This is a genomic window from Kitasatospora sp. NPDC088391 (assembly GCF_044753345.1).
Taxonomy (GTDB): Bacteria; Actinomycetota; Actinomycetes; order Streptomycetales; family Streptomycetaceae; genus Kitasatospora.
This window is the reverse complement of record NZ_JBIVNB010000002.1, coordinates 857639-881344: the sequence shown is the minus strand read 5'-3', so window position 1 is coordinate 881344 and position 23706 is coordinate 857639. Positions and strand designations below refer to the sequence as shown.

The following is a 23706-nucleotide window of genomic DNA, read 5'->3' as shown; positions in this document are numbered from 1 at the left end:
GCACTCGCGTTCATCGAGGACAACCGCGGACTGAGCGGGACCATCCCCGCGGGCGCGGGGAGCACTCCTCGCTGAAGGGGCCGCACTCGTCCCAGGTGGGACCATCCCCGCGGGCGCGGGGAGCACGGGGAGGTCTGGCGGGCTGGCCTTCGGCGGGCGGGACCATCCCCGCGGGCGCGGGGAGCACCCTCCCCGCCGTTTCGCTCCCGTCCCGCCATCGGGACCATCCCCGCGGGCGCGGGGAGCACGACAAGCGGAAGGCGGGCGGGCACGGGCCGACGGGACCATCCCCGCGGGCGCGGGGAGCACAACGCGGTCCCGGCGACCAGGACGACGGAGCCGGGACCATCCCCGCGGGCGCGGGGAGCACCCGGTGCCGTCCGGGAGGGCCATCGCGAAGTCGGGACCATCCCCGCGGGCGCGGGGAGCACGCGCAGAACGCGAAGGACGAGATCCTGGCGACGGGACCATCCCCGCGGGCGCGGGGAGCACGGGAAGGCGACGTCCACGGCGGCGGCCAGCTCGGGACCATCCCCGCGGGCGCGGGGAGCACAACTGCGTCTCGCTGGTCACGCTCAAGGACTCGGGACCATCCCCGCGGGCGCGGGGAGCACTCATGCCCGCCCAGGCCGTGCCGGCGGGAGGCGGGACCATCCCCGCGGGCGCGGGGAGCACGTCAGCGATGGCTCTGAGCACGTCAACGTGGAGGGACCATCCCCGCGGGCGCGGGGAGCACGTAACCCACCTTACGGAATTACCGTAAGGTGGGGGACCATCCCCGCGGGCGCGGGGAGCACCACCCCGAGCGCGCCCCCGACCAGCTCCACTGGGGACCATCCCCGCGGGCGCGGGGAGCACTCCTTGAAGCTGCGGTACCTGTCCAACATCCAGGGACCATCCCCGCGGGCGCGGGGAGCACGTCCCCTGCCGCACCGGCATCCGCCGACGGGCGGGACCATCCCCGCGGGCGCGGGGAGCACCCGCACTCCGACGCGTAGAACTCAGCTGGCATGGGACCATCCCCGCGGGCGCGGGGAGCACCCCTTGCAGGTGTAGCAGGGGTGCATGGTGGCGGGACCATCCCCGCGGGCGCGGGGAGCACCCCCGGCTGCACGGGGTCGGCCGCTCCTGTTAGGGACCATCCCCGCGGGCGCGGGGAGCACTCTCGGTGACCTGTGTGTTTACCAGGCGGTGGGGCGCAAAACAGCAAGCTTTGTCGATTCCGGCATATAGGACATATTCCCTTAATTCTGGCTTCGCTGATTCATCGTTTTCCGAAGCGGCGCAGTTTGGACGCGGTGCTCCAGCCTGGCTTGGCGGAACTGGGTGCCGGTGTCGTGGCGGTGTTCGGCCGTTGGATGAGGGTGAGACCTTCGTGGTCGACGGGTTTCCAGGCGTGGTCGTGGGTGTGGAAGGTGAAGCCCTGTTCTGTGTTCGAGGTGTGGATCAGGAGGGCCCGGCCTTGGCTCGCGTGCTGCCGGACTTCGGCCCACAGGATGTCCCGTACGCGTGCGGTCGGGGAGCCGATGAACACTCCGGCGGAGATCTCGAGGAGCCAGCGGGTGAGCAGGCCCCGTAGTCCGACGGGGCAGTTGGTGAGGACGATGACGGTCACCAGTTGCCCTCTCCGTAGTTGACTCCTGCGGCGACGTGTTGTCCGTGGTCGGTCTGGAGGCTGACCGTGTCCTCGTCGGGGGCGGCCGTTGCGACGGCGAGCAGGTTGCGGATGTCGGCGACGATCCGTTCCTGCAGGCGCAGTTCGTGGATGCGGTCGCGCAGGGCGCGCCGGGTGCGGGCGCCGATGTCCTCGGGGGACTCGGCTGCGACGTCGAAGGCGACGGGGATGCCGATGTCGGTCTTGTAGAGGTCGGCGATGTCGAGGACGAAGGACAGTTCGTGGCCGGAGTGCACGAATCCGAGTGCGGGTGAGCAGCCGAGTGCGGCGATGACGGCGTGCGAGACGCCGTACATGGCTTGGGCGGCGGCGGTGATGGCCTGGTTGGCGGGGTCTCCGGAGGTGAAGTCCCCGGGGGTGTAGCGGCGTCCTCGCCAGCGGATGCCGGTTCGGGCGGCTTCGGTGCGGTAGCAGTCCTTCATGCGGTCGCCTTCACGGCCGAGGAGTTGCCGTCGGGTGAGGCCGGCCGGGTCCTCGTCGGGGAAGCGCAGCCGGTACATGGCCCGGGCGGTGTCCAGGCGGGTGCGCTGGTTGGCCCAGCGGAGGGCCTGGGCTTCGGCGAGGGCGGAGGAGCGGGACAGGGAGCGGCCTGCCGCGTAGTGGCGGACGCCGTGTTCGCCGACCCAGACCACGCCCGCGCCGGTCTCGCCGAGGACGCTCATCGCCTGGTGGGTGATGCGGGTGCCGGGGCCCAGGAGCAGGGTGCCGATGGTGGCGGAGGGGATATGGGTGGTGCCTTCCGCGGTTTCGACGGTGAGGGCGTTGGAGTCGCGGTGGATGGTGCAGCGTTCCAGGTAGAGGAAGGAGAGCCGGTCGGCGGCGCGGGCGAGTTCGCGCGGGCCGCCGGCCGGTCTGCGGCTGACGGTGCTCACGGGATCAGCCGATCGGGGCGAGGGTCATCAGGCCGCAGCCGTACGCCTTGGCCTTGCCGAGGCCCCCGGTCAGCACGCCGCGCAGGGCGTCGGGATCGGTGACTTCGAGGCGGCCGTCGAAGGTGACGGCGGTGAGGGTGACGCGTCCGGTGGCGCCCTGCTTGGAGAAGGCGAGGTTGCGCTGGCCGTGGACGGCGAGCTGATGCTCGTCGCCGTGTTCGGTGTGCCGGCGCTCCGCGGGTTTGGCCAGGATGCGGAAGCCGCCCGCGTCCTGCCGCTGGAGCAGCCACTGCATCTGGTGACGGGCGGTGAGGTGGGCGGTGCGCTTGGTCGGGGCGCCGTCCTTCGTCCGGACGTGGTGGACGGGGTTGGCGGTGAGGCGGAAGTTCCAGACGGTGCCCTTGTCGAGGCGTTCCAGGAACGGCGCGTAGGCGTAGGTCTGCCAGCCGGCGGTGCCGGTGGCGGCCGCGGCGGGCCAGCCGGCCTGTTCCACGAGGTGGGTGAGGTCGGGGCGGGACGGGCCGACGACGTACAGCTGCACTTCGGCGGTGGCGTTGTGGTCGGTGCGCCACAGGACGCGCGGGCCGGGGGCCGTGGGCAGGATCTCGGGGAAGGCGGACATGACTGCGGCGTGCAGGTGCTGGGGCGAGGACAGCAGTCGGCGGGCGCCCGCGCGCGCGGTGTTGAAGCGGAAGCGGGTCAGGTACATCAGGCGCTTTCCAGGTGTGTCGTCGGGTCGTGGGCGGGCACCGGCGCAACAACAGCGGCAGCGGCAGATCGTGGCCTGGACCGGGAGTTGGGCACGGTGACGGTGGTGGTGCGGACGGTGCGCAGGCCGTGGCGGCGGTGGCGGACGTCGAAGCTGAGCGGCTGGTCGCGCAGCACGTCACCCCCGACGGGCACGGCGGGATCGCTGCCCGTCGGGACCTCGGCGAGGACGGTCAGGTCGACGCTCGGGCGGTCGCGGTGGCGCTGCTGGTGCCAGGCGGAGGCCCGCCAGGGAACCCGGGCAAGAACGGCTTCGAGGTCGCCGTCGTGGTGGACGCTCCGGTCGTCGTGCAGGTCCAACGGTTGGGAGGGAGGGCAGGAGCGGCGCCCCAGGTAGGGCAGGTAGACGGGGGCCAGGACGGCCGTGTGGAGGCGCTCGACGAGCGGGGCGGGGCCTTCGAGGGCCGCGACGAAGACGGCGTCGGCGAGGTAGAAGCGCTCGGACAGCGGCATCGACTCGCCGGTGTCGAAGTGCTGGGCGCTCTGGTAGTCGCGCAGGCGGGCGCCGGGCTGGTCGACGCGGACGCCGAAGCGCAGGGCGGCGAGTTCGGCGAGCCCCGCGTCGTCGCCGCGTTCGATGCCCAGGGCCGCGGCGAGGAGCCCGATGACGCCGCTCTTGGTGGGGGCGTTCTCGGTGGTGCGCCGGGCGAAGCGCGAGGTGGCCCCCCACGACTGCAGGGGGCCGGCCAGTTGCAGGGCCAGCACGCTCATCCGCGCTGCTCCAGGTGTTCGGCGACGGCGGCGCCGACGGCGGTCACCAGGCCGGAGAGCCGGGGGGTCTCCTGGCCGAGGGAGGAGAGCTTGGCGGTGGCGGAACCCACGCGCAGGACCCAGGTCCGGGCGCTGTCGTCGCCGTAGGCCCGTTCGATCTCGGGGACGTAGTCGGCGAGGCGGGCACAGGCGGGCTCCAGGTGGCCGCCGTCGGCGTCGGGGGTGACGGGCTTCTCGAAGGCGCCGACGAAGCTGACGGGGCGTGAGGTGCGCAGGGTGACGAGGACGGCGTCGGGGAGGGTGTGGTTGCCGAAGGTGTTGATCTTTCCGGTGGGCAGGGAGGAGACGAAGCCCTCCAGGAACGCCTCGACGGCGCGGCGCACCGGGGTGGCGGGCGGCTCGTTCTCGTCGAGGCCCTTGCCGAGGTTGCGCTGCAGCAGGTCGACGTCGAGGGCCGCGTACCGGTAGAGGGTCGCGGAGTTGAAATCGACGGTGCCGATCATGCCCGCGCCCGGTTCGGCGTCGGTGTTGCGGTCGTCGACGGCGGTGAAGTAGTCGGACTCGGTCTCGCTGCGGTGCACGCCGATGGCGTGGGCGACCTGGGCGGCGGCATCGACGTTGATGTCGGTGGAGTCGGCGACCATCCGCCCGAACAGGGCGATGTCGACGGAGTGCCGGCCGTCGGCGATCTTCTTCGCGCGGGCCTTGGCGTCCTTGTCCTTGAAGAACGCCTTGATGTCGCCGGCGCCCTCGACGGCCAGGGCAGCGAGGTGGTCGAGCTGGCGGGCGCTGAGGAACATCAGGTAGGAGGACTCGGGCGCCGGGTCGTCGCCGCCGTTCTTCTTCGCCTGCTCGACCTTGCGCCTGGGCGGCTCGATCTTCGAGCCGGTCGCGGTCTGCAGCACCTCCGCCGCGAGGGCCAGCGCCTGGTCCTGGCCGGTGCCGGGGGCGAGGACGGTGATGCGCTCGGCGAGGAGTTCGGCTACGCGCTTGGTGCGCACCCCGAGCTCGGCGGGTTCGAGGATGGTGTCGAAGTAGCGGCGGGTGGCGCGCTTCCAGGCCTGGCTGGAGACCCGGGCTCGGGTGGCGCCACCGTACACGGCGGTCTTGGGCGCGCCCGTGTCGTCCCGGTTCAGGTTGCTCGGCGGGACGCTCTGCAGGGCGTGCACGTCGAGGATGATGCGGCTGGTCACTGGGCACTGTCCTTGCGGTCGTCGGTGGAAGTAGTGGCGGCGGTCGTGCCGCCGTCGGCCGGGTCGGCGGGCTTGGCGCGGTGGGCGTGCAGGGAACGGCCCCAGGAGCGGCGGACGCTGTCCGGTCCCGACGGCCGCTGCTGCCACTGGTAGAGCTGCTCGGCGAGCAGGGCGTAGTCGAGGGCGATGTCCTCGCGGCGCAGCAGCAGCACGATCTCGCGCAGGCGGGTGGCGAGGACGGGCATCGTGGCCGCGGATCCGGCGCGCACGAAGCGCTTGCGGGTCGGCTCGTCCATGTCGTTGCCGGGCATGAGGCGGCGGACGGCGGCGCCGAGTTCATTGCTTCCGGGCCGGTGCATGTGGGTGCCGCGGGACTGCTGGTGCAGGGCGTACAGGGTCGCGGCCGTGTACAGGGCGGTGTGCGCCGCGTCCTGGTGCAGTGCCGGGTCGGCATGGAGGGGGTCGGTGTCGAGCAGGCCCCACAGGTCGGGAATGGTGGAGGTGTCCTTGCCGGCGCCGCGGCGCAGCCGGGCGAGGGCGGCGACGGCGTCGGGGCGGTCGTCGAGGTAGCCCTTCTGCAGGCGGCCGATCTCGCTGCCGGCGAGGGTGCCGACCGGGCCGAGAGTGCGGCGGTGCTGTGCGGGGGCCGGTGGGGCGGTGGTCATGCGGTCGCCTTTTCGAGGTGGGGAGCCGTGCCGGTGTCCGAGGCGTCCGGTGTGCCGGTCGGGTCGGTGGCCAAGGGCCCTGGGCCGCTGTCCGCCGGCTCGGGCTGCGGGGTGTCGGGGAGGGCGAGGGCCAGGACGCGCTTGAGGCGACCGCGGAACCACAGGTCGGCGGAGTCGGTGTTCAGCCAGGCTTCGCCCTTCGTGGTGGCGACGATGCGCCCCTCCCACGCGGTGTCTCCCGCTCGGGCGATGAGGTCGTCGGCGAGGGCGGAGACGATGCGGCGGGTCTGCTGCTGCCAGTCGGTGCGCAGCACGGTCGGGTCGTCGCCGTCGCGGATGGCGGCAAGCCAGAGCCGGTAGGGGCCGTCGAGGGCGCCGAAGCCGGCGTCACGCGCGGTTGCCCGGGGGGTCTCGGACTCGCTTCCCGCCGCCCGTGCCAGGTCGGAGGCCAGGTCGCCCAGGGCCCGGACGGCGAGGTCCGCGTCGGCGACCGCGGTCTTCGCGGTGACGCCCAGCTGGGGGTCCCGCTCGCTGAGGACGACCAGTGCGAATGCCACCGCGTCGCCGGTGATCTCGTCGATGACCGATTGCTGGGTGCCGTAGACGGCGCCGAAGGTCCGCAGCCGCATCCGGCGCCCCTTCGGCAGGATCTCGTCCGCTTCCAGCCGGGCCAGCCAGTGCACCAGCCCCGGCCTCAGTTCCGGTGCCGGGTCCGCGGCCGCTCCCTGGAGCGGGGCGGCGGAGGCGATCAGCGAGCCCAGACCGCGCCAGGCTGCCCGGGCCGGGTCCGCCTCCCTGGGCATGTACACCAGGGGCCGGCCGAGCTTCTTCTCCTGCGCCGGGCTGCGCCGCCAGCCGGTCATGGTCTCGGCATCGAACCTGTTCTGGGGGGTGAGGGGGTCGCCGTAAGTGAGGACAACGCTGTGGATGCCGTCGTGGTCGGCGTGCAGGCGGATGCGGCGCGACTGCCAGGTGTAGAGGTCGCGCGGGCCGGCGGGGCGCGAGGCCAGGTCGCCGGCCGCGCCAGGGCGGGAGGGCGGACGCCGCCAGGCGGGGAGGTCGCCGTGGACGGTGCTCCAGTGGTCGGTGGCGATCAGGTTCAGCAGCAGCGTCTCCCACAGATCGGTGCCTTCGGCGAGCACCGCGCCGAGGTTTCCGGCCCAGGCCGGGCCCTGGGGGTAGGCCTTGCCCGCTTTGGCCCGCGGGTCGCCCTCCACACCGGTCTTGATGCCGGAGGTGTCGTAGGCCTGGGCGTGCACGACCCAGCGGGCTGCCTCCGCGCATGTGATGCGCTCGACGCCGGGGAAGCGCGCGGTGAAGAACGGGTTGCCGTTGGGCACGTCCGCCACGATCCGGTTCAGGGAGAAGACCTCGTCCTTGCCGGTCCGCAGCCCCGCGCACTGGTAGAACGGCGTGTGCGGGTGGAGGAGGTCGAAGCGGTCCCGGTGTTCCTCCAGATAGGGCAGCACCGGGTGCAGCGCCCGCGGGTCCTCCCACAGGTCGGCCCATTCCTCGGTGTCGCCCGGGCCGTCCAGGGCGTCGTGGGCGATAGCCAGGAGCAGGCGGGTGAGGGCGAATTCCTGCGTGGGAATTTCACAGGCCAGCCGCCTGATTCTTGTCGCCTGCTCGAATACCTCGCGCAGCGAAAGTTCGCTCTCACGGCCATCCGTCAGCAGGACGGGGATCCATTCCTGCCCCGTCAGGTCGAACGCCGTTGTCCTGTCGGCGACTTGGGCGCGGTCATGCGTCGGCACTCGACACCTCGAGTCCGTTCTCACGGGTGTACATGAGTCGGAACCCTGCCAGAAGGGTCGGACAACCGGGCCTGATCGGAAGGATCAACTGCCCTGCCAGCCAAGGGTTTTCCTTAACCTGCCAACTTTCGAAATAGAAATGCTCAAGTTCGGCAATGACTCGGTCAATCACGTAAGGCTTCGCGAGGCGCGCCGGCAGGCGCAGCCCGCAGGCCGCTGCCGCTTTCGCCGCCTTCGGCGACGGCGCCGAACCGGTCGGCAGCGGCAGCCCTCCCCGCCCCTCCCCCGCCCAACCCACCGTCGCCAGCGAGCCGTCCGCCAGCTCCTCGACGACGATCACCTCGATGCTCTCCGGACTGTCGCGCACCTGGGCCCGCCCGGCGCGCGTGTCGTCCGCATCCCCCGTACCGCCCGCCAGCCACCCCATCAGCGGCCGGCCGTCCTTGCCCGCCTCCCGGATCCGGAACGCGTCCGCCTGCCTCGCCTTCTTCACCTGCATCTGCTCGTGGACCAGCCGCGCCTCCTCCAGCGCCGGGGCCCACGGCGCCGGCCCCACCGGCCCGTCCCCGTACGCCGCCTGCACCAGCGCGCTGATGTCACCGGGCAGGGACAGGCTCCGCTCCTCCTCCAGGTGGGGATGCAGCACGGCGAGCGCGCGCAGCAACGCGTGCCGCCCGTACACCGCCTCCGATCCGCGCACGGGCGCGGGCACCGGAACGGACCAGTCCACGCCCGTCAGCAGGCACCTCGCCTCCCTCAGCCGCGCGGGCCGGTACGGCCGCTGGTGGCGGTGCAACCGCCCCACCCGCTGCAGCAACAGGTCCACCGGCGCCACGTCGCTCACCAGCACGTCGAAGTCCACGTCCAGCGACTGCTCCGCGACCTGGCTGGCCACCACGATGTGCCGCCCGGGCCGCCCGCCGGCATCCCGGCCGAACAGCTCCAGCAGCCTGCGGTCGTTCTCCGCCCGGTCGGTGTCGATGAACCTCGCGTGCGCGACACTCACCGCCCCGGCCCCGAACCGGCCGCGCAGTACCGCGGCCGCCTCCAGGACCCGGTCGACGGTGTTGCGCACCACCAACGCGCACCCGCCGCCGGCCAACTCCGCCTCCAGCCGGTCCGCCAGCGCCTCCAGGTCGTCGTCGAGCCGCTCCAGCCGCACCTCGCACCCGCGGCCGGACGCCGTCGGCCGCCCCAGCACCGGGTCGTGACCGGCGCACACCGCGGTCAGCAGCGGATAGTCGCGCGCCTGCCCCACCGCGGCGAACCGCTCCTCGTCACCGCCGGCACCCGCGTACGCCTGCGCCAGCTGTCGGCGACGCGTCGCCGGGAGCGTCGCCGACAGCACCACCACCGGCACCCCGTACGCACCCAGCCAGCCCAGCACGCGGTCCAGGTACGCGTTCATGTACGTGTCGTACGCGTGCGCCTCGTCGATCACCACGACCTTCCCCGCCACCGCCAAGTGCCGCAGCACCAGGTGACGGGCCTTCAGGCCGGCGAACAACAGCTGATCGATCGTCCCGACCACGAACGACGACAGCAACCCCTTCTTACGGCCGGCCAGCCACTGGTGCGCCACCAGCTCCGCCGGCCCCGCACCTCCCTCGCCCGCCTTGGGAACCCGCTCCGCACCGTCCACGTCCACCGCCGCCACCCGCTGCCGCGAGTGCGCCCGCAACGCGGCGGCGTCCCTGTTCAGCGCCGCCTTCGAATGCGCCAGCAGCACCGACAGACGCTCACCGCCCTCGGCCGGCAACCGGTCCAGCCAGTCCAGCAACCGCGGGAACATTGCATTGCTCGTCGCCATCGTCGGCAGCACGAAGAACACCCCGCCCGCGCCGGACCGCGCCGCCAGCACCTCCGCCGCCGCCAGCGCCGCCTCCGTCTTCCCCTCCCCCATCGGCGCCTCGACGATCAGCAACCCCGCCCCCGGCATCCCCCGTGCCATCTCCACCGCCGCCGCCTGCACCGGCCGCACCGCCGCACCCCGCGGCAGCTCGAACCGCGCAGCGAACAACTCCCCCACCCCGGCCTGCGGCATCTGCGGCCGCCACGGCCCCGGCAGGTCCAACCCACGCCATGCCGCCGCCACCCGGCGCCCGCCGTCGAACCCGGCCTCCAACGGAAAGTACGGGAACAGATCAGGGTTGCTCGCGATCCAGTCCGCCATGATCACCAACCCGGACAGCACCACCTGCACCGGCTGCGGCAACCTCACCCCCCGCCACTGCCCCAGCCTCCCCTCCACCCCGAACTCCGCAGCGCACGCGTCCAACAACTCCCCCTGGACCCGCCGCCACACCTCTTCGCTCCCGCCCGGCGTCCGCAGCAACTCCGCACGCCCGTCCAACTCCAGGAGCGCCACCTGCTCCGGCGGCACACCGTGATGACCGCCCACCACCACCGCGAACTGCCCCGTCACCCTCCCCGGCCACCCGTGCCGCTCCTTCAACCACTCCTGCAGCAGCAACTGGCCCGCCAGGCCGTGCGGCGCCAACCGCCGATCCGCACCCAGCCCCGCCCGGTACGGCATCTCCAACCCCGCATCACGCATCCGGTCCGCAAGCCCGTCCACCTGGCACGCGAACGCCGGCGTCGCCTTCCCGATGTCGTGCACCCCCGCCAGCCACACCGCCAACCGCCGCCCGTCCACCTCCCCCTCCGGCAGCACCCCGCCCACCAGCGCCCGCACCCGCTCCGACACCCAGCAGTCCCACAACAGCCCCGCCACCGCCGCGCTGTCCTGCATGTGGCACCACAACGGCAGCCACCCCTCGCCCAGCACGTCGTGCTTCGCCCACACGCTCCGCGCCACCGCCGACAACCGCGACCGCAGATCGAACCCGCCGGCCATCCGCCCACCCCTCTCCCGCCCGGTCATCTCCAGCGGACAGCCGGAGATGACCGGCGATCATATGGAGCGTCGATGCTCCCGTACTGCGACCGGAACGAAATCCCGACGACCTACGGACACCCGGTGAAACACCACTGCCGCGTGCACCACCCGCTCCGAAGACGTCCCACTCCAGGAGCGCGCATTGGACAACCCGCCCTCGGAACTGCAAGGAAGGCCGTGCAGCAGACCTCGGCGAGCCACACCGATCACACACCCCCGCTGTCGGCGCAGCGGATGGACACTGCCGAGCCCAAGGTCTGCAAATCCTCCGCACACCCGGGCCGATGGCCGAGATCCGCGCCCGGTGTCGTACCGCTGTGGGAGCATCCGGCCTTGCCCTGTCAATCCTTGACACCCCCACAGCAACGAACCCCCATCGCAAGCTCGGTCAGCAATCCACCGCTCCCTGCGCCCGCGGGTATGACTCCGTGAAGGAGACCGGGCTGGCGACCCCGACTGTTCCCCACCCGCGCGGGGATGACCCCGCGCCCAGCTCTATCGCGGCCTCGATCGCGGCCTGCTCCCCACCTGCACAGGGATGGCTTCGCCTTGTTCCCGAGGGTGCTGAAGTGGTTGGCTGCTCCCCGCGTCCGCGGGGATGGCCCCAGGGTCCGGAGCATCCTGCATCTGCCCTGGCATCTGCTCCCCCATCCTGCAAGAAGGGCGTTTGGGTTTCTTTCAAGCCCCGTATCGAACCTTGGCTACAATTCCTGCCGCAGCTCGGAGGCATGCGGCCGCATGCAAAAATCTAGGCTTGTTGCAAAATTCGATAACCAGGCCGCCAATCCTGACTGAAATATAGGGCGACACGGCCTGGCGGGCGGGTGCGAAATCGAACGCATTCTCCTTGTTTTCCAGATGGGCATCGCAGCTGAAGCCGTTACATTCGCGCTTGGCATCGCTTTGCACCTCAGGGGATTCACCTGTAGACATGCCTTTGCCCATTCCTCTGCCCGCAGCAAGCGAGCTGATCATGCCTTGTGGGCTACCGAAACGGAAACACGTTAGAGTCAAAAAGCGCGCAAGGTAATCCATCTGCCGCAACGTCGCTCCTGGCTGGCCAACACCTGTTGCTGCGGCGTTGCGCCCAACCTCTCGATGCCGGAGCAGCAAAAATGGCCCTCAGGAGTTTGATCAGCCAAGTACTGATTTGGCACCTTCCCCATTCATCTGGGGATGGCCCCACGTTGGAGTCCACAAGCGCGTGAGCTTGTGCTTTGCTCCCCGCCTGCGCGGGGATGGTCCCCCGGGCTTCGTCAAGGAGGAGGGGGTCAAGCCCTGCTCCCCCGCCCGCGGGGATGGTCCCAGCCTCGACCTCACCGAGGCCGGCTCCGCCGACTGCTCCCCGCCCGCGTGGGGATGGTCCCCAGTGGCGCACCCCCGACAGTGTGGTGATCGACTGCTCCCCGCCCGCGCGGGATGGTCTCCACGTCCGGTCGTGGTGTCGGGTGGTGGTGACCTGCTTCCCCGGCTGTGGTGGGTCGGCGGTCTGTGCGGGTGGGCGGGTTCGGCGGATCGTGGTGCCGTGCCGTACGGCCGTGGGAGCATCACCCGGCCCCGCCAAGCCCCTTGACACCTCCACAGCACCACCCGGCACACCATCACTCGGGCGACATCACACCCGACAACCGCCTTCCCGTCCCACTGCGAAGCACAAGACCCGTCTCGACACAGAGGCAGAGAAGGTGACGGTATGTCACTTATGGCCGAATCCCGGAAGATGGCGAATTCCCGCACTGCCACCGCATCACACCGCAGGTCAACAAGACTGCTCCTCGCCCACGCGGGGATGGTCCCTACATCCGGGAGCTGCTACTCGTCTGGCGCGCCTGCTCCCCGCGGGCCGGGGCGACGACCCCCTCCTCCCCGCGCCTGCGGGGATGGCCCCTTGTAGCTTGCGGCCTTGACCTTCGCGCGGGTCTGCTCCCCGCCTACGCGGGGATGGCCCCTGCGAGGTGAAGTCCCGGCCGGGATCGATCTTCTGCTCCCCGCGTCCGCGGAGATGAACCCTTCTCGACCGGGAAGATCACCGCCGGTGCGGGCTGCTCCTCGCCGCGCGGGGATGGCCCGACTCCTGGGTGGCTTCGTCGGCAACGAGCTGGCTGCCCCCGCGCCCGCGGGGATGACCCCACGCCGGAGAACGAGGTCGCCGCGATCCGGTCCTGCTCCCCGCGCCTGCGGGGATGGTTCTTGGTGGCCGGTTGGTTTTGTTCACGAGAACGGGTTCTGGCTCAACTTCCGTGCTCTGCACACGGTGAGTGACGACGCGCCGGTGCGGTAGGAGTCGGGAAGTTGCCCGGAATTCGCCAGCGGGCGGGTCGTGGTGGCTGACAGTGCGGAACCGTGGATAATCTGGTGCCCCGGTTGGAGGGGCTGCTGTTTCCGTCGGTCGCGGGCGTCACGGTGCTGTCAGTCGACGTGGACATCGAGTCGGTGAACGTGAAGGTCAAGTCTGCAACGATGGGGCATGGTTGCCCGGGGTGCGGGAGATGGTCGACCCGGGTGCACAGTTCCTACCTGCGGTTTCCCGTCGACGGTCCGGTCGGGGGGAGGCGGGTCCGGCTCAGCCTGCAGGTGCGGCGCTTTGTGTGCGGCGACTCGTCGTGCGCGCAGCGGACCTTCGTCGAGCAGATCGAAGGGCTAACGCGGCGCCACGGCCGGTGGCCTGAGCAGTTGCGGGCCACGCTCGCCGCGGTCGGCCTGGCACTGGCCGGACGGGCTGGTGCCCGGCTGGCCGGAGCGTTCGGGGTTTCGGTGAGCCGGAGCGCGGTGCTGCGGCTGGTCGAGGAGCTTCCCGACCCGGTCCCGCCAGCTCCGCGGGTGGTAGGCGTAGACGAGTACGCGACACGCAAGGGCCGCGCCTACGGGACCGTGCTGGTCGACGCCGAGACGCGCCGGCCGGTGGACCTGCTGCCCGACCGAGAGGCATCGAGCCTGGCGGCCTGGCTGGCCCAGCGGCCAGGTGTCGAGGTCGTCTGCCGCGACCGCGCGCCGTTCTTCGCCGAGGGCGCCACCGCCGGCGCGCCGCAGGCTGTCCAGGTCGCGGACCGCTGGCACCTGTGGCACAACCTCAGCGAAGCGGCCGAGCGGGCCGTCGCCCGCCGCCGGCAGTGCCTGACAACTCCCTTATGCGGAAAGGCCGTTGCCGTCGATTCCGCAGACCGGGAGGAGAACGTGGATCAGCCCTGGCCTACAGGCCACCGGTTCGCCGACCGGACCCGGGCCCGGCACGCCGAGGTGCACGCACTGTTGGCCGCAGGGCACAGCCGGCGCGCCGTCCAACGTCAACTCGGCATGACCTGGCGCACGGTCAAGGCCCTTGCCGACGCCGCGAACCCGGAGGAACTCTTCCGGGGCCAGTGGCAGGGCCGCCCGTCCGTCCTGGATGACTACAAGCCCTACCTGGACGACCGCTGGAACGTGGGTTGCACCAACGCCTGGAAGCTCTGGGAGGAGATCGTCCCGCTCGGCTACAAGGGCAGCTACCAGCGCGTCAGCGCCTACCTGCGGCAAAAACGGACCTCTCCCCGACCCGTGACCGCGCAACCGCCGTCGCCCCGCACCGTCGCCGGCTGGATCCTCCGGCGACCCACCGCGCTGTCCGAGGCCGAGTAGCTCCAGCTCAAGACCGTCCTGGCCCAGTGCCCCGAACTCGATGCCCTGACCCGGCACGTCCGGTCCTTCGCCACCATGCTCACCGAGCGCCGGGGCGAGCGGCTCCCGGAATGGCTCGACGCCGTCCGGCAGGACAACCTGCCCAGCCTCCACACCCTCGCCGCCGGAATCGACCGCGGCCGCGACGCCGTCACCGCCAGCCTCACCCTGCCCTGGAACTCCGGCGTCGTCGAAGGCCACGTCAACCGGATCAAGATGCTCAAGTGCCAGATGTTCGGCCGCGCAGGCTTCCACCTCCTCCGCAAGCGCGTCCTGCTGGCGTGACGGATGCGCGAGGTCATGCGGCCCAGCGGGGACACTCAGGACGTGGTCTGCACATCACGCGTGCGGACCACCCCATGAGCGGCCTCTCACCCCCGCTGGTCCATCGAAACCTCCTTCTCCGAGGGCGGTTCAGGTCGTTCGGTCCGGACCTCGGCGTTCGGTGACGCCTTCACCGGGCGCCTTCGGAAGATCTTCGATCAGCAGCGGACCCGGGTAGAACACCGCGGTACGCGGGCCGAACATGTCCTCGCCCACGAGGTAGCGGTAGAGCCACTCGCTGAAGCCCATCCCGTACTCGACAAACTGGCCGTCGAGAACCATGCTCGCCATGTGCCAGGCCTTCCCGTCCGCCGACCGGACAAGGAAGGCACCCTCCCGCCGGTCCGTACGGGCGACAGGGATCAGACCGTCCGGGGTGCCGAAGGTCGGACGCGCCCCACGGAAGGTGACACCGGCCCCGTCCCAGTCGGACTCCTCCAGACCCTTGAGCCGCGGCACCATCTGCTCGGCCAGGTTGAAGAACTGGGTGCCGGGGCGGGTCAGAGTGAGGTGGTAGTTCAGCGTTACCGGGGCATAGGTCTCCGCGATCTCCTTGAAGTCCGCTGGGAGTTCAATCCCCAACAAACCTTCCACCTCGTCCCACTCGACCGACTCGGGACGGTCCGGACGACCGGGTCCGATCATGTCGAGAACAGCGCTGAGATAGTCGCGCACGTCGTCCTCCCTCTCGCCCAGGGGCACCGGCCACGGACGTCACCGCCGCCTGGATTCGATGGCAGGAACCTAGTGGCCGCCGAAGTCCAGTGGCAACCGACCAAGATCCAGCGGCAGAGGACAGCCTCACTCCGGCGGGACCTGTGGCCGCAACCGTCCAGCCGGGCCGCACCGACCAAGATTCCACATCAAACGCTCTCTGCTGCCCAGATAAAGTGACTGACTGCAACCGCGCCACGGAAGTTGAGCCAGAACCCAAACTGCTGATTAATCGCTGCTACTTCGCGTGAACGAAGCCACGCGGGGATGCTCCTTCGGCACCGGCATCGCCCGGATCACCCCAGACCTGCTCCCTGCCCACGCGGGGATGCCCCCGCGCTCCTACCGCGAGATGGAGGCGTGCCCTGCTCCCCGCGCCCACGGGGATGGCCCCAGCCGCGGGCCGTGGGGCCCGGTCCACGGCGTCTGCTCCCCGCGCCTGCGGGGGTGGCCCCGCCGTCCCCGACCCCGCCACCAGTTGCACCGTCTGCTCCCCGCGCCCGCGGGACACCGGGTACAGGTGAGTGGTTTCGCCGGATTACGCCGCCGTGTCGTACAGCCGTGGGAGCATCGCGCCGTACTCCAGGCTCCTTGACACCTCCACAGCACCACCCGACCGACAACCCTCTTCCCCGGCGGAATACAGGGCTCAGCTCGGCACGCAGAAGGTGATGGTATGTCACGTATGACCGAATCCCGGAAGATGGCGAATTCCCGCACTGCCGCCGCATAACACCGCAGGTCAACAAAACTGCTCCCCGCATGCGCGGGGATGACCCAATCGTGCCTTGGCTCCGGTGGCGAGCGGCCCTCTGCTCCCCGCATGCGCGGGGATGACCCTGGGACGACGAGAACGCGACGCCAAACCGCCGGCTGCTCCCCGCATGCGCGGGGATGACCCCGCCACTCACCGCCTGCTGGCCAGCTGCGTCGGCTGCTCCCCGCATACGCGGGGATGACCCCAGATCGACAGCGGGGCCCTCGCCCCCGGCGACCTGCTCCCCGCCTGCGCGGGGATGGCCCTACTCGGCCGCGCCGACAGGGACCGGGACGAGCTGCCCCCGCCCGCGCGGGGATGGCCCCAGGCTGACCTTGGTGTTCTTGTGCCAGGTGGCCTGTTCCTCGCCCACGCGGGGATGGCCCCGAGGCGTCGCGCTCGACCTTGAGCGCGCCTTCCTGCTCCCCGCCCGCGCGGGGGTGTCCCTGGAGAAGATCAAGCCGTCCGCCGGCTAGGAGCTGTCCTGGCGATCATCTGTAGGGGACCTCGGTGGTACTTTGCCGGGAAGTCGTGGGAGGGGTGGGCCGGCAAGTGGACAAAGAGTTGCGGCATGCCGCTGTCGTGGTGCTCGGCGAACTCGGGCGAAGTCACGACTACCGTGACCGCGCGGATGCCGGCCACGGCCTGGCAGGGTTTGCCGAGATGCAGGAGGCCCACGGGCCGCTGCTGGAGCTCGTGCTCGACCCTGGTGACACCTTTGTGACCAGGGTGACCGCGGAAGCGCTGCTTCGGCGAAAGGACAGCGTTGGACTGAGAATGGTCGCGTCCGCGCTGGCAGTCGCCGACCCGAATCACGGGGATTGGATCCACACCGCAGTCGTCGACGTATTCAGCATCTTCTCCCACGACCGCGACAACGCCATCAGTTTGTGCGAAGAGCTGTGGCAGGACGCTGACGACCGCGTCGCCCAAGGGGCTCGTCAGCTGCACGGACTCCTGGCGGAGATCGATCCCGTTCTTCGCCCCGCATAGCGTGGGGCGACCGCTGTCGCGAGAGCGCGGGTGATCGACAGACGGGGCTGCTCCCAGCCCGCGCGGGGATGGCCCCTACGGGCCGGGCGAGACCTCGGTGGACCACAGCTGCTCCCCGCGCCCGCGGGGATGGCCCCGGCATCGACGTCGGCGCGCTGCGCAGAGACCTCTGCCCCCCACCCACGCGAGGATGACCCCTCGGTCATCTCCCCGCCGGACAGGTCGACGCCCTGCTCCCCGCGCGTGCGGGAATGGCCCCAGGCCGGTGGACGTGAGTTCGGCGGTCGCCACCTGCTCCCCCGCGCCTGCGGGGATGGTCCCTCCTCCCAGTCGGCCAGGGCGTCGGGCGTGAGCTGCTCCCCGCCCGCGCGGGGATGGTCCCTACGGGTCGGTTTCGGGGCTCTGGCTCGACCGCTGCTCCCCGCCCGCGCGGGGATGGTCCCACCGGTGAGGGGGCATCATCACCAGGATGGCGCTGCTCCCCGCCCGCGCGGGGATGGTCCCTCGCTGCTCGTGTACTCCAGGAACTGCTCGGCCTGCTCCCCGCCCGCGCGGGGATGACCCCGACATCGCCCGCCTGGACGACCTATACCCGCACTGCTCCCCGCCTGCGCGGGGATGACCCCCGCACCGCCCGGGCGCGGGCGGGGAGGGAACCCTGCTCCCCGCCCGCGTGGGAATGGTCCCGAGCGACTGCGCTTCCTACTCTGGTGATACGCCTACTCCGCGTGTCCGCGGAGGTGACCACGGTGTGGTGTCGGAGGGTCGTGGGAGCACGCGCCCGCACCACCGCGCTCCTTGACACCTTCACAGCACCACCGACAACCACAGAACGCCGCCGTGGCGAACGCCGGCCTCCCGGCGCAGAACCAGGCGACCACCAAGCCCCGCCTCAACCACGTACTGCAGGACCACCAACCCTCCCAGGAAAGGAAGCGACCCGATGTCGCTAATGCCCGAATCCCTGAAGCTTGCGAATTCCCGGCCCACCGGCACATAACACCGCAGGTCAACAAGACCGTTCCCCGCGTCCGCGGGGATGGCCCCACCGGCAGCGCGGTCCTCGACGGCCGCGCCGACCGTTCCCCGCGTCCGCGGGGATGGCCCCCTCGCCCTCGCCAAGGGCTTCGGCGAGGACTTCCGTTCCCCGCGTCCGCGGGGATGGCCCCGGCAGCTCGGCCCGCACGGGGTCAGCAGTGGCCCGTTCCCCGCGTCCGCGGGGATGGCCCTCCGACCCGAGACCCGTGGGCCAGCAGTGGTGGCCGTTCCCCGCCTGCGCGGGGATGACCCCCGCTGATCGTCGCCCCTGGGTACGAGGTGCTCTGCTGCAAGGCCCGCAGGATCTCGGCAGCCTTGTCGTCCCCACCGCTCGCGCCCTCCAACAGGTCCCGCAGGGCCGGGCCGACACCGAGGACCTGCTGGTAGCGGATCACGCCGATCTGGTCTCAGCTCTCCCGCTCGCCCTCCTTGAGCAGGCCGCGGAGCTTGCCTCCACCCTTCGTCAGCCGGGACGCCCCGGCACCGAGCCGGGCACCTCCGCGCAAGGCGCTGTAGCTGACGTGCACCGTGCTCTCGGCGACCAGCTGCCGGATCGCCGGGGTGGCCGTCCGGGCGGTGTGGCGATAGTCGCGCCTGGTACGAGGGGCAAGCCCGATGCAGCCGCACTACTCCTCGAAGAGCCGGCCGTCGTCCAGGCCGGTGACGGCCGCTAACTTGTCGCCGACTGCCAGCCGGTTGGCGCAGCCCTCGTTCATGAGACGGCGCCCCTCACGCACGTCCTGATCTGTGTACAGCTCATACGTCGTTCCCATCGGAGATCAACTCGGACGGGCACGCATCGCAATCACATAAGTGCGCTGGTCGGACGTCTCCAACGACTCTCCCTGGAAACTCTGTTGCCGCCTCAGGCAGCGTCCGTGCTGGTGCTGGCGGTGAGGATGAAGCCGAGGCTGGCGAGCCCTTCGGCCTGGCAGAGCCGGTCGGAGGCACCACTCAGTTCGGTCTGGAGGAGCTGGTAGGCGGCGCCGTTGGCTTGACCCCAGTGCATGGCGGCCCGCCACAGGGTCCGGCCGTGTCCGTGGCCCCGCTGGTCGGGCAGGACGCCGAAGTACTGCGGCAGGAGCCGGGCGGCACCGACCGGGTCCTTCATGATCTCCATCGGGCCGATCGCCCCGACCACCCGGTTGCCGGAGGTGAGGGTCAGGAGGGGGCTGTCGAGCCGGCCGGCCTGGAATCGGTCCCAGAGGAACGCGAAGCCGACGGCGGCCATCTGCTTGGCGAAGTCGGCGAAGGTGGCCACCACGGCTTCCGGGTGCTCGCGCAGGTCACGTACGACGGCCTGCGGCACCTCGTCGTGGGTGAACTGCTTGAGCTGGACCCGAGTGCACGCCGCTCCGACGGGCACCGCCTGGGCGGCGGTCTGGAACCACAGGACGCGGGCCGTCTGGGCGCCGTGGTCGGCCGCGATCTTGGCGGCCGTGTCGAGCAGGTCCGGCAGGTTCGGCGCCTGGGTGCTGTAGTGGTGGAGCTTGACGCAGCCGCGGCCCCGGCGGGTGAGGGTGGGGATCAGTGTCAGGCCGGGGCGGTGGACGATCTCGGCGGTCAGGACCCTCTCGTCCTTCTCCGGGCTCCACCGCTGGTCCTTGTCGTGGGCCAGGAAGCGGCCGGTACCGACTACGGCCAGAACCTCGGCGAAGAGGCCCGGGCCGAGGGCGTCCGGGTGGATCGGGCCGAGGGTCGGCACGTACGGCACGGTCAGTACGGGGCGCAACCAGTCCCAGTCCAGTTCCATGGCGGCACCCTACTCATGGGCGCTTCGTGCCGCAGGCCCCGGCGGGAATCCGCCGGGGCCTGCGAGGTTCTGGCCGTTCAGGGGCTAGAACGGGTTGTCGTCACCCGCGTTGCACGAGCACTTCGTGGACTCGGCGAGGTCGTCCAGGTCGTTGACGAGCTCGATCTCGACCACGCTGGCGCGGGTGGCGCCGAGCTGGATCAGGGCTTCCGGCTTCATGCGGGTACCTCTTCCTTCTGTCGTCCGTGCTGGCAGTAACTTGCGAGTGGTGCCTTCGCCTCCTGGTAGAGCTTGGCCATCGGCCTGCAGACCCCGCAGGAGCCCGAGAGCTGGCAGCCGGAGCACCCACCGGTGCGAAGCATGAGGGAGTCGGCGATGGCGCCGAGCTTGCGGAGCCCGTCGACGCCTTCGGCGATCAGGTCCACGTTCGGGTCGCGGCCGACCTTGCAGATCGACGCGATGCCGTGCGGGTCGGAGTGGAAGAACGTGTGGCCCGCGTTGCAGCCGGAGAACACCTTGCGCCGGCGCAGGTGCTTGGCGGACTGGGCGGGCAGCGTCTCACCGCCGCCGTAGATCGTCGGGGCCATGTTGACGTAGGAGTTGTGCTCCAGGCCCCAGTCCTCCGCCATGGCGACCATCGCGGCCTCCTCGTCGGCGCAGTGCTCGGTGACGACCAGGTTGAGGCGCATCGGGATGCCGGCCTCCAGGGCGGCGGCCATGCCCTTCCGGAAGGTTGCGAAGGAGCCCTTGCGGCGGGTCAGTCCGTCGTAACTGGCGGCGCTCGCGCCGTAGACGCTGACCACGACCCGGTAGGCGGGCATCCTCGTGAGGACGTCGAGGATCTTGGGCTGCCACAGCCGGGAGCCGTTGGTGGAGACGGTGATCATCATGCCGAGCTCGGCGGCGAGGGTGTAGGAGTCGGTGAAGTCCCGGTCCACCGTCGGCTCGCCGCCGGTGATCTGGAGCCACAGGACCCCGGCCTGCTGCATGGTGTGCAGCAGCTTCGCCTTGCCGTCCATCGGCAGGCCCTCGAACTTCTTCTCGCCGAGGTAGCAGTGCTCGCAGTCGTAGTTGCAGCCGAGGTTGATCTCCCACGATGCGCGGCTGTACTGCGGGTCGGCCTTCTCCCGCACGAGCAGGTAGTCCTGGGCCGGGCGGCCGGGCGGGAGGTCCATGGCCCAGCGCTGGCGGGCGGCCTTCAGCAGCCAGGGCGGCGCCGGCTGCCCGGCAGCGGTGGCCTGTTCGAGTTCGGTGTACTGCTGGCGGGGAACCTTGATCCCCGCCGTGCCGCCGGGCAGGACGACCAGGTGGTCGTCCAGGAACCGGCTGGCGATGAGTTGGTGCACGTCCATCCTCCTCGATCGGTTGAGCGGCCCGGGGACGGGCAAGGGCGCTATCTGGCTGGGGCGATCGGCCGGGCGCCGGGGCGGCGGGGGCTCTGCGGGCGGGGGCGGGGCCGCAGGCGGCGGCCGAGCGCGCGGGCCACCTGCCGGGGGTGGGCCAGGTGCTGGCGGCGGGTCAGCGGCTGCTCGGGCAGCTCCAGTTCGGCCCAGACCTTCTTGCCGGCCTTGGTCCGCTCCGCGCCGTGGCTCTGCGCGAGCTTCTCGACCAGGAGCATGCCGCGACCGCTCGCCTCGTCGGGGCCGACCACGCGCGGCGCGGGCACGGTGGCCGGACCGTCGTAAACCTCGACCCGGACTTGCCGCAGACGCGGGTGCACGTACACGCGGACGACGAGCAACGCCCCGTCGGCGTGCCGCACCGCGTTGGTCGCCAGCTCCGAGGTGACCAACGCGACGGCGTTGCGGGTGGCGTCGTCCAGGCGGACGCGCCACCCGGTGACCTGGGCGTTGACCCAGCGCCGGGCCTTCGGCACGGACGCCGGATCGCGGATCAGCACGATGGTCGAGCTGTGCACGGGCATGGCAGGGAACCCTTCGGCACTGGAATGGGGGAGTTGACGGCCTGCACCGGGGGATGCCGACGGCCGGGCCGGTCCCCGGGGGCCGTGAACTCCCTCGGAGGACCTGACTGTGAGTCAACAGGTGTGCGCCGGGCGTGAACACGGTAAAGACACCAGGGATCTCTGAAACCCTTGAAACCTGCCCGAGGGGGCACCGGTGGCACGCGAACGGATACCGAACCAGAGGCTGGCCACGCTGACCGCCGAGTGCAGGTGGGCGAGCAACGGCGAGTTCGCCCGCGCCGTCAACCGGGCGGGCACCGAAGCCGGGTTCAAGCTCAAGTACGACGAGTCGGCCGTCTCCCACTGGCTCTCCGGCACCCGGCCGATGCCCAAGTACCAGGCGGTGGTGCTGGAAGCCCTGACACGCCGTCTCGGGCGACCGGTGACAGCGTTCGAAGCCGGGTTCGCCGATCAGCCCGACGCCCGGCCCACCTCGACGGATACGGTGGCGGGACTGGTCGACCTCGGGAGCATGGACATGGACCCATCGCGCAGGGGCGTACTCGGGGCGGGCCTGTACTCGGTCGCCCTCACCATCCCCGGCTGGCCCGACCACATCGGGCGCTTCGAGCGGTTGAAGATCGACCCCCATACCCGGATCGGCATGGCCGAGGTCCAGTCCGTCATCGCCATGACCGAGAAGATCAGCGAGATGGACGACGAGTTCGGCGGCCGGACCGCCCGCCCGATGGCGGCCGCGTTCATGGTCAACAACATCGCCCCCGCCCTGCGGGCCACGGCCACCGACGAGGTCCGCAAGGCGATGCTCTCGGCCGCCGCCGACCACCTGTACCTCACGGGCTACATGGCGGTGGACGAGCGCTTGGACCCGCTCGGGCAGGCGTACTACACCAAGGCGCTGGAACTGGCCCTGGCGGCCGGGGACCACCTCACCTACTGCACCACCCTGCGGGGGATGAGCGTCCAGGCCGTCGAACTCGGCCACGGCAGAGCGGCCCTGCGGTACGCGAACGCCGCAGCCGCGGCTTCACCCGAGGCCGGCCCGAGGATGCGGGCGTTCCTCGCCGGACAGCAGGCCCACGCCCTCGCCCAGACCGGCGACCGCTCCAACGCGCTGGCCATGCTTCAGGAGGCCGAGGTCGCCATGGAGCAGGCCGAGTCCAAGGCCAAGGCCCACGGCTCCTACGACCCCGCCTCCCTCTCCTACCACGTCGCCCAGGTCAACTACGAACTCGGCGACCGCGAAGGCGCGATCCGCGCGCTCCAGCACTCCGAGAAGGTCTGGCCGGCCGTCTACCGCCGGGCCAGGGTCCGCCACCGCGCGATGGTCGCCGAGTGGCAGCTCGAAACCGGACAGCTGGAGGAAGCCGTCCTCAGCTGGCACCTCGCCCTGGACGACTACCCCGCCGTCCGGTCCGGCCGGGCCGACGACCGCTTCCGCATCATGCTCTCCGCGACCGTCCCGCATCGCCGCCACCCCCACGTCCGCGAACTCCTCGACCGAGCCCGGCCACTTACGCCGCGATCCATCTGAGCCACCCACACCGATCCGGCAGGGGCGGGCGTCGGAGGAGCACCGCCAGGGCCACCGCGCGGCTGGAAGCCCCACACGTCGGCCGGAAGGGCACCCTCTCCGCCGTCCGAACCAGACGCGCAGCGGGCGCGGCACAACCGGATCGGCCGCAGGCCGATGGGCAGTCACATCCCTACTTGCCTAATGTGCCTTACTGGCCAAGATGCACCCTGACCTGCATGTAATTGACAACGCTAGATAACCGTTGCTCCCCGCACCCGCGGGGACGGCCCCCGAGCGCAGGCCCAAGTCCGCGCCGAACGCCACTGCTCCCCACGCCTGCGGGGATGGTTCCCACGTCTGGTCGTCGTGTCGGCCAGTGGTGATCTGCTTCCCCAGCTGTGGTGGGCCGGCGGCCGGTGCCGTTGGTGCGGGTGGGTGGGTTCGGCGGATCGCGGTGCCGTGTCGTACGACTGTGGGAGCATCACGCGGCGCT

Annotated in this window: 18 protein-coding genes and 4 CRISPR repeat arrays (1 of these 22 running past the window's edge); of the genes, 4 read left to right on the top strand and 14 right to left on the bottom strand. The window is 71.1% G+C overall.

From position 1 onward, the window contains the following. A CRISPR array of direct repeats spans positions 1 to 1163; the repeat unit is 29 nt; unit sequence GGGACCATCCCCGCGGGCGCGGGGAGCAC (it extends 1307 nt beyond the left edge of the window). Between the two features lie 101 nt (positions 1164 to 1264). From cas2e to ACIQBJ_RS08260, 9 genes are all read right to left on the bottom strand, one after another. Beyond that, on the bottom strand, positions 1265 to 1615 hold the full coding sequence (cas2e, locus tag ACIQBJ_RS08300; protein ID WP_400705572.1) for a type I-E CRISPR-associated endoribonuclease Cas2e: 351 nt from the start codon (positions 1613 to 1615) through the stop codon (positions 1265 to 1267). Next, positions 1612 to 2547 carry a type I-E CRISPR-associated endonuclease Cas1e gene (gene cas1e / locus ACIQBJ_RS08295; RefSeq protein ID WP_400705569.1) on the bottom strand — a complete coding sequence of 312 codons (936 nt, stop codon included), beginning with the start codon at positions 2545 to 2547 and terminating at the stop codon, positions 1612 to 1614. Before cas1e ends, cas2e begins: the two co-directional genes overlap by 4 nt. Positions 2548 to 2551: 4 nt before the next feature. Then, on the bottom strand, positions 2552 to 3256 hold the full coding sequence (cas6e, locus tag ACIQBJ_RS08290) for a type I-E CRISPR-associated protein Cas6/Cse3/CasE (RefSeq protein ID WP_400705566.1): 705 nt from the start codon (positions 3254 to 3256) through the stop codon (positions 2552 to 2554). Further along, the gene (gene cas5e, locus ACIQBJ_RS08285) at positions 3256 to 4026 is read right to left on the bottom strand and encodes a type I-E CRISPR-associated protein Cas5/CasD (protein WP_400705563.1); all 771 of its coding nucleotides are present in this window, start codon (positions 4024 to 4026) and stop codon (positions 3256 to 3258) included. The genes cas6e and cas5e overlap by 1 nt, the downstream gene beginning before the upstream one ends. After that, positions 4023 to 5219 (bottom strand): type I-E CRISPR-associated protein Cas7/Cse4/CasC, encoded by a 1197-nt coding sequence (cas7e, locus tag ACIQBJ_RS08280; protein ID WP_400705560.1) that lies wholly within the window; start codon positions 5217 to 5219, stop codon positions 4023 to 4025. The genes cas5e and cas7e overlap by 4 nt, the downstream gene beginning before the upstream one ends. Next, the gene (gene casB / locus ACIQBJ_RS08275; RefSeq protein ID WP_400705557.1) at positions 5216 to 5884 is read right to left on the bottom strand and encodes a type I-E CRISPR-associated protein Cse2/CasB; all 669 of its coding nucleotides are present in this window, start codon (positions 5882 to 5884) and stop codon (positions 5216 to 5218) included. The genes cas7e and casB overlap by 4 nt, the downstream gene beginning before the upstream one ends. Next, positions 5881 to 7638 (bottom strand): type I-E CRISPR-associated protein Cse1/CasA, encoded by a 1758-nt coding sequence (casA, locus tag ACIQBJ_RS08270; protein WP_400705554.1) that lies wholly within the window; start codon positions 7636 to 7638, stop codon positions 5881 to 5883. Before casA ends, casB begins: the two co-directional genes overlap by 4 nt. Continuing rightward, complete coding sequence (gene cas3 / locus ACIQBJ_RS08265) at positions 7625 to 10495, bottom strand: CRISPR-associated helicase Cas3' (protein ID WP_400705551.1); 2871 nt, start codon at positions 10493 to 10495, stop codon at positions 7625 to 7627. Before cas3 ends, casA begins: the two co-directional genes overlap by 14 nt. A 720-nt stretch (positions 10496 to 11215) precedes the next feature. Continuing rightward, positions 11216 to 11512, bottom strand: a complete 297-nt coding sequence (locus tag ACIQBJ_RS08260; RefSeq protein ID WP_400705548.1) for a hypothetical protein — start codon at positions 11510 to 11512, stop codon at positions 11216 to 11218. A gap of 1368 nt (positions 11513 to 12880) precedes the next feature. Here ACIQBJ_RS08260 and ACIQBJ_RS08255 point away from each other — a divergent pair. Together ACIQBJ_RS08255 and ACIQBJ_RS08250 are read left to right on the top strand one after the other, a co-directional pair. Continuing rightward, positions 12881 to 14152 carry an ISL3 family transposase gene (locus ACIQBJ_RS08255; protein ID WP_400705545.1) on the top strand — a complete coding sequence of 424 codons (1272 nt, stop codon included), beginning with the start codon at positions 12881 to 12883 and terminating at the stop codon, positions 14150 to 14152. A gap of 75 nt (positions 14153 to 14227) precedes the next feature. Beyond that, on the top strand, positions 14228 to 14476 hold the full coding sequence (locus tag ACIQBJ_RS08250) for a transposase (protein ID WP_400705542.1): 249 nt from the start codon (positions 14228 to 14230) through the stop codon (positions 14474 to 14476). 129 nt (positions 14477 to 14605) lie between these two features. Here ACIQBJ_RS08250 and ACIQBJ_RS08245 read toward each other — a convergent pair whose 3' ends face one another. After that, the gene (locus tag ACIQBJ_RS08245) at positions 14606 to 15190 is read right to left on the bottom strand and encodes a hypothetical protein (protein ID WP_400705539.1); all 585 of its coding nucleotides are present in this window, start codon (positions 15188 to 15190) and stop codon (positions 14606 to 14608) included. 790 nt (positions 15191 to 15980) lie between these two features. Further along, positions 15981 to 16433: a CRISPR direct-repeat array (repeat unit 28 nt; unit sequence CTGCTCCCCGCATGCGCGGGGATGACCC). Positions 16434 to 16538: 105 nt separating this feature from the next. On the opposite strand from ACIQBJ_RS08245, the gene ACIQBJ_RS08240 reads away from it, so the two are divergent. Then, positions 16539 to 16979 carry a hypothetical protein gene (locus ACIQBJ_RS08240; protein ID WP_400705536.1) on the top strand — a complete coding sequence of 147 codons (441 nt, stop codon included), beginning with the start codon at positions 16539 to 16541 and terminating at the stop codon, positions 16977 to 16979. A gap of 47 nt (positions 16980 to 17026) precedes the next feature. Further along, a CRISPR array of direct repeats spans positions 17027 to 17661; the repeat unit is 24 nt; unit sequence CTGCTCCCCGCCCGCGCGGGGATG. 336 nt (positions 17662 to 17997) lie between these two features. After that, positions 17998 to 18270: direct repeats of the CRISPR family, unit length 28 nt; unit sequence CCGTTCCCCGCGTCCGCGGGGATGGCCC. Between the two features lie 612 nt (positions 18271 to 18882). Here ACIQBJ_RS08240 and ACIQBJ_RS08235 read toward each other — a convergent pair. From ACIQBJ_RS08235 to ACIQBJ_RS08220, 4 genes are all read right to left on the bottom strand, one after another. Continuing rightward, positions 18883 to 19770 carry a GNAT family N-acetyltransferase gene (locus ACIQBJ_RS08235; protein WP_400705533.1) on the bottom strand — a complete coding sequence of 296 codons (888 nt, stop codon included), beginning with the start codon at positions 19768 to 19770 and terminating at the stop codon, positions 18883 to 18885. An 84-nt stretch (positions 19771 to 19854) separates the two neighbouring features. After that, on the bottom strand, positions 19855 to 19989 hold the full coding sequence (locus ACIQBJ_RS08230) for a hypothetical protein (protein WP_380581279.1): 135 nt from the start codon (positions 19987 to 19989) through the stop codon (positions 19855 to 19857). After that, positions 19986 to 21122 carry a radical SAM protein gene (locus tag ACIQBJ_RS08225; protein WP_400705530.1) on the bottom strand — a complete coding sequence of 379 codons (1137 nt, stop codon included), beginning with the start codon at positions 21120 to 21122 and terminating at the stop codon, positions 19986 to 19988. Before ACIQBJ_RS08225 ends, ACIQBJ_RS08230 begins: the two co-directional genes overlap by 4 nt. A gap of 41 nt (positions 21123 to 21163) precedes the next feature. Continuing rightward, complete coding sequence (locus tag ACIQBJ_RS08220) at positions 21164 to 21694, bottom strand: ATP-binding protein (protein ID WP_400705527.1); 531 nt, start codon at positions 21692 to 21694, stop codon at positions 21164 to 21166. A gap of 196 nt (positions 21695 to 21890) precedes the next feature. Here ACIQBJ_RS08220 and ACIQBJ_RS08215 point away from each other — a divergent pair, with 196 nt between their 5' ends. Continuing rightward, positions 21891 to 23231, top strand: a complete 1341-nt coding sequence (locus ACIQBJ_RS08215) for a tol-pal system YbgF family protein (RefSeq protein ID WP_400705524.1) — start codon at positions 21891 to 21893, stop codon at positions 23229 to 23231. The last annotated feature ends 475 nt before the right edge of the window (positions 23232 to 23706 follow it).

Bases quoted from the DNA above. Each gene is read 5' to 3' on its own strand.
- cas6e (WP_400705566.1), bottom strand. From the start codon at position 3,256: ATGTACCTGACCCGCTTCCGCTTCAACACCGCGCGCGCGGGCGCCCGC.
- cas5e (WP_400705563.1), bottom strand. From the start codon at position 4,026: ATGAGCGTGCTGGCCCTGCAACTGGCCGGCCCCCTGCAGTCGTGGGGG.
- casB (WP_400705557.1), bottom strand. From the start codon at position 5,884: ATGACCACCGCCCCACCGGCCCCCGCACAGCACCGCCGCACTCTCGGC.
- cas3 (WP_400705551.1), bottom strand. From the start codon at position 10,495: ATGGCCGGCGGGTTCGATCTGCGGTCGCGGTTGTCGGCGGTGGCGCGG.
- ACIQBJ_RS08260 (WP_400705548.1), bottom strand. From the start codon at position 11,512: ATGATCAGCTCGCTTGCTGCGGGCAGAGGAATGGGCAAAGGCATGTCT.
- ACIQBJ_RS08250 (WP_400705542.1), top strand. From the start codon at position 14,228: ATGCTCACCGAGCGCCGGGGCGAGCGGCTCCCGGAATGGCTCGACGCC.
- ACIQBJ_RS08235 (WP_400705533.1), bottom strand. From the start codon at position 19,770: ATGGAACTGGACTGGGACTGGTTGCGCCCCGTACTGACCGTGCCGTAC.
- ACIQBJ_RS08230 (WP_380581279.1), bottom strand. From the start codon at position 19,989: ATGAAGCCGGAAGCCCTGATCCAGCTCGGCGCCACCCGCGCCAGCGTG.
- ACIQBJ_RS08225 (WP_400705530.1), bottom strand. From the start codon at position 21,122: ATGGACGTGCACCAACTCATCGCCAGCCGGTTCCTGGACGACCACCTG.
- ACIQBJ_RS08220 (WP_400705527.1), bottom strand. From the start codon at position 21,694: ATGCCCGTGCACAGCTCGACCATCGTGCTGATCCGCGATCCGGCGTCC.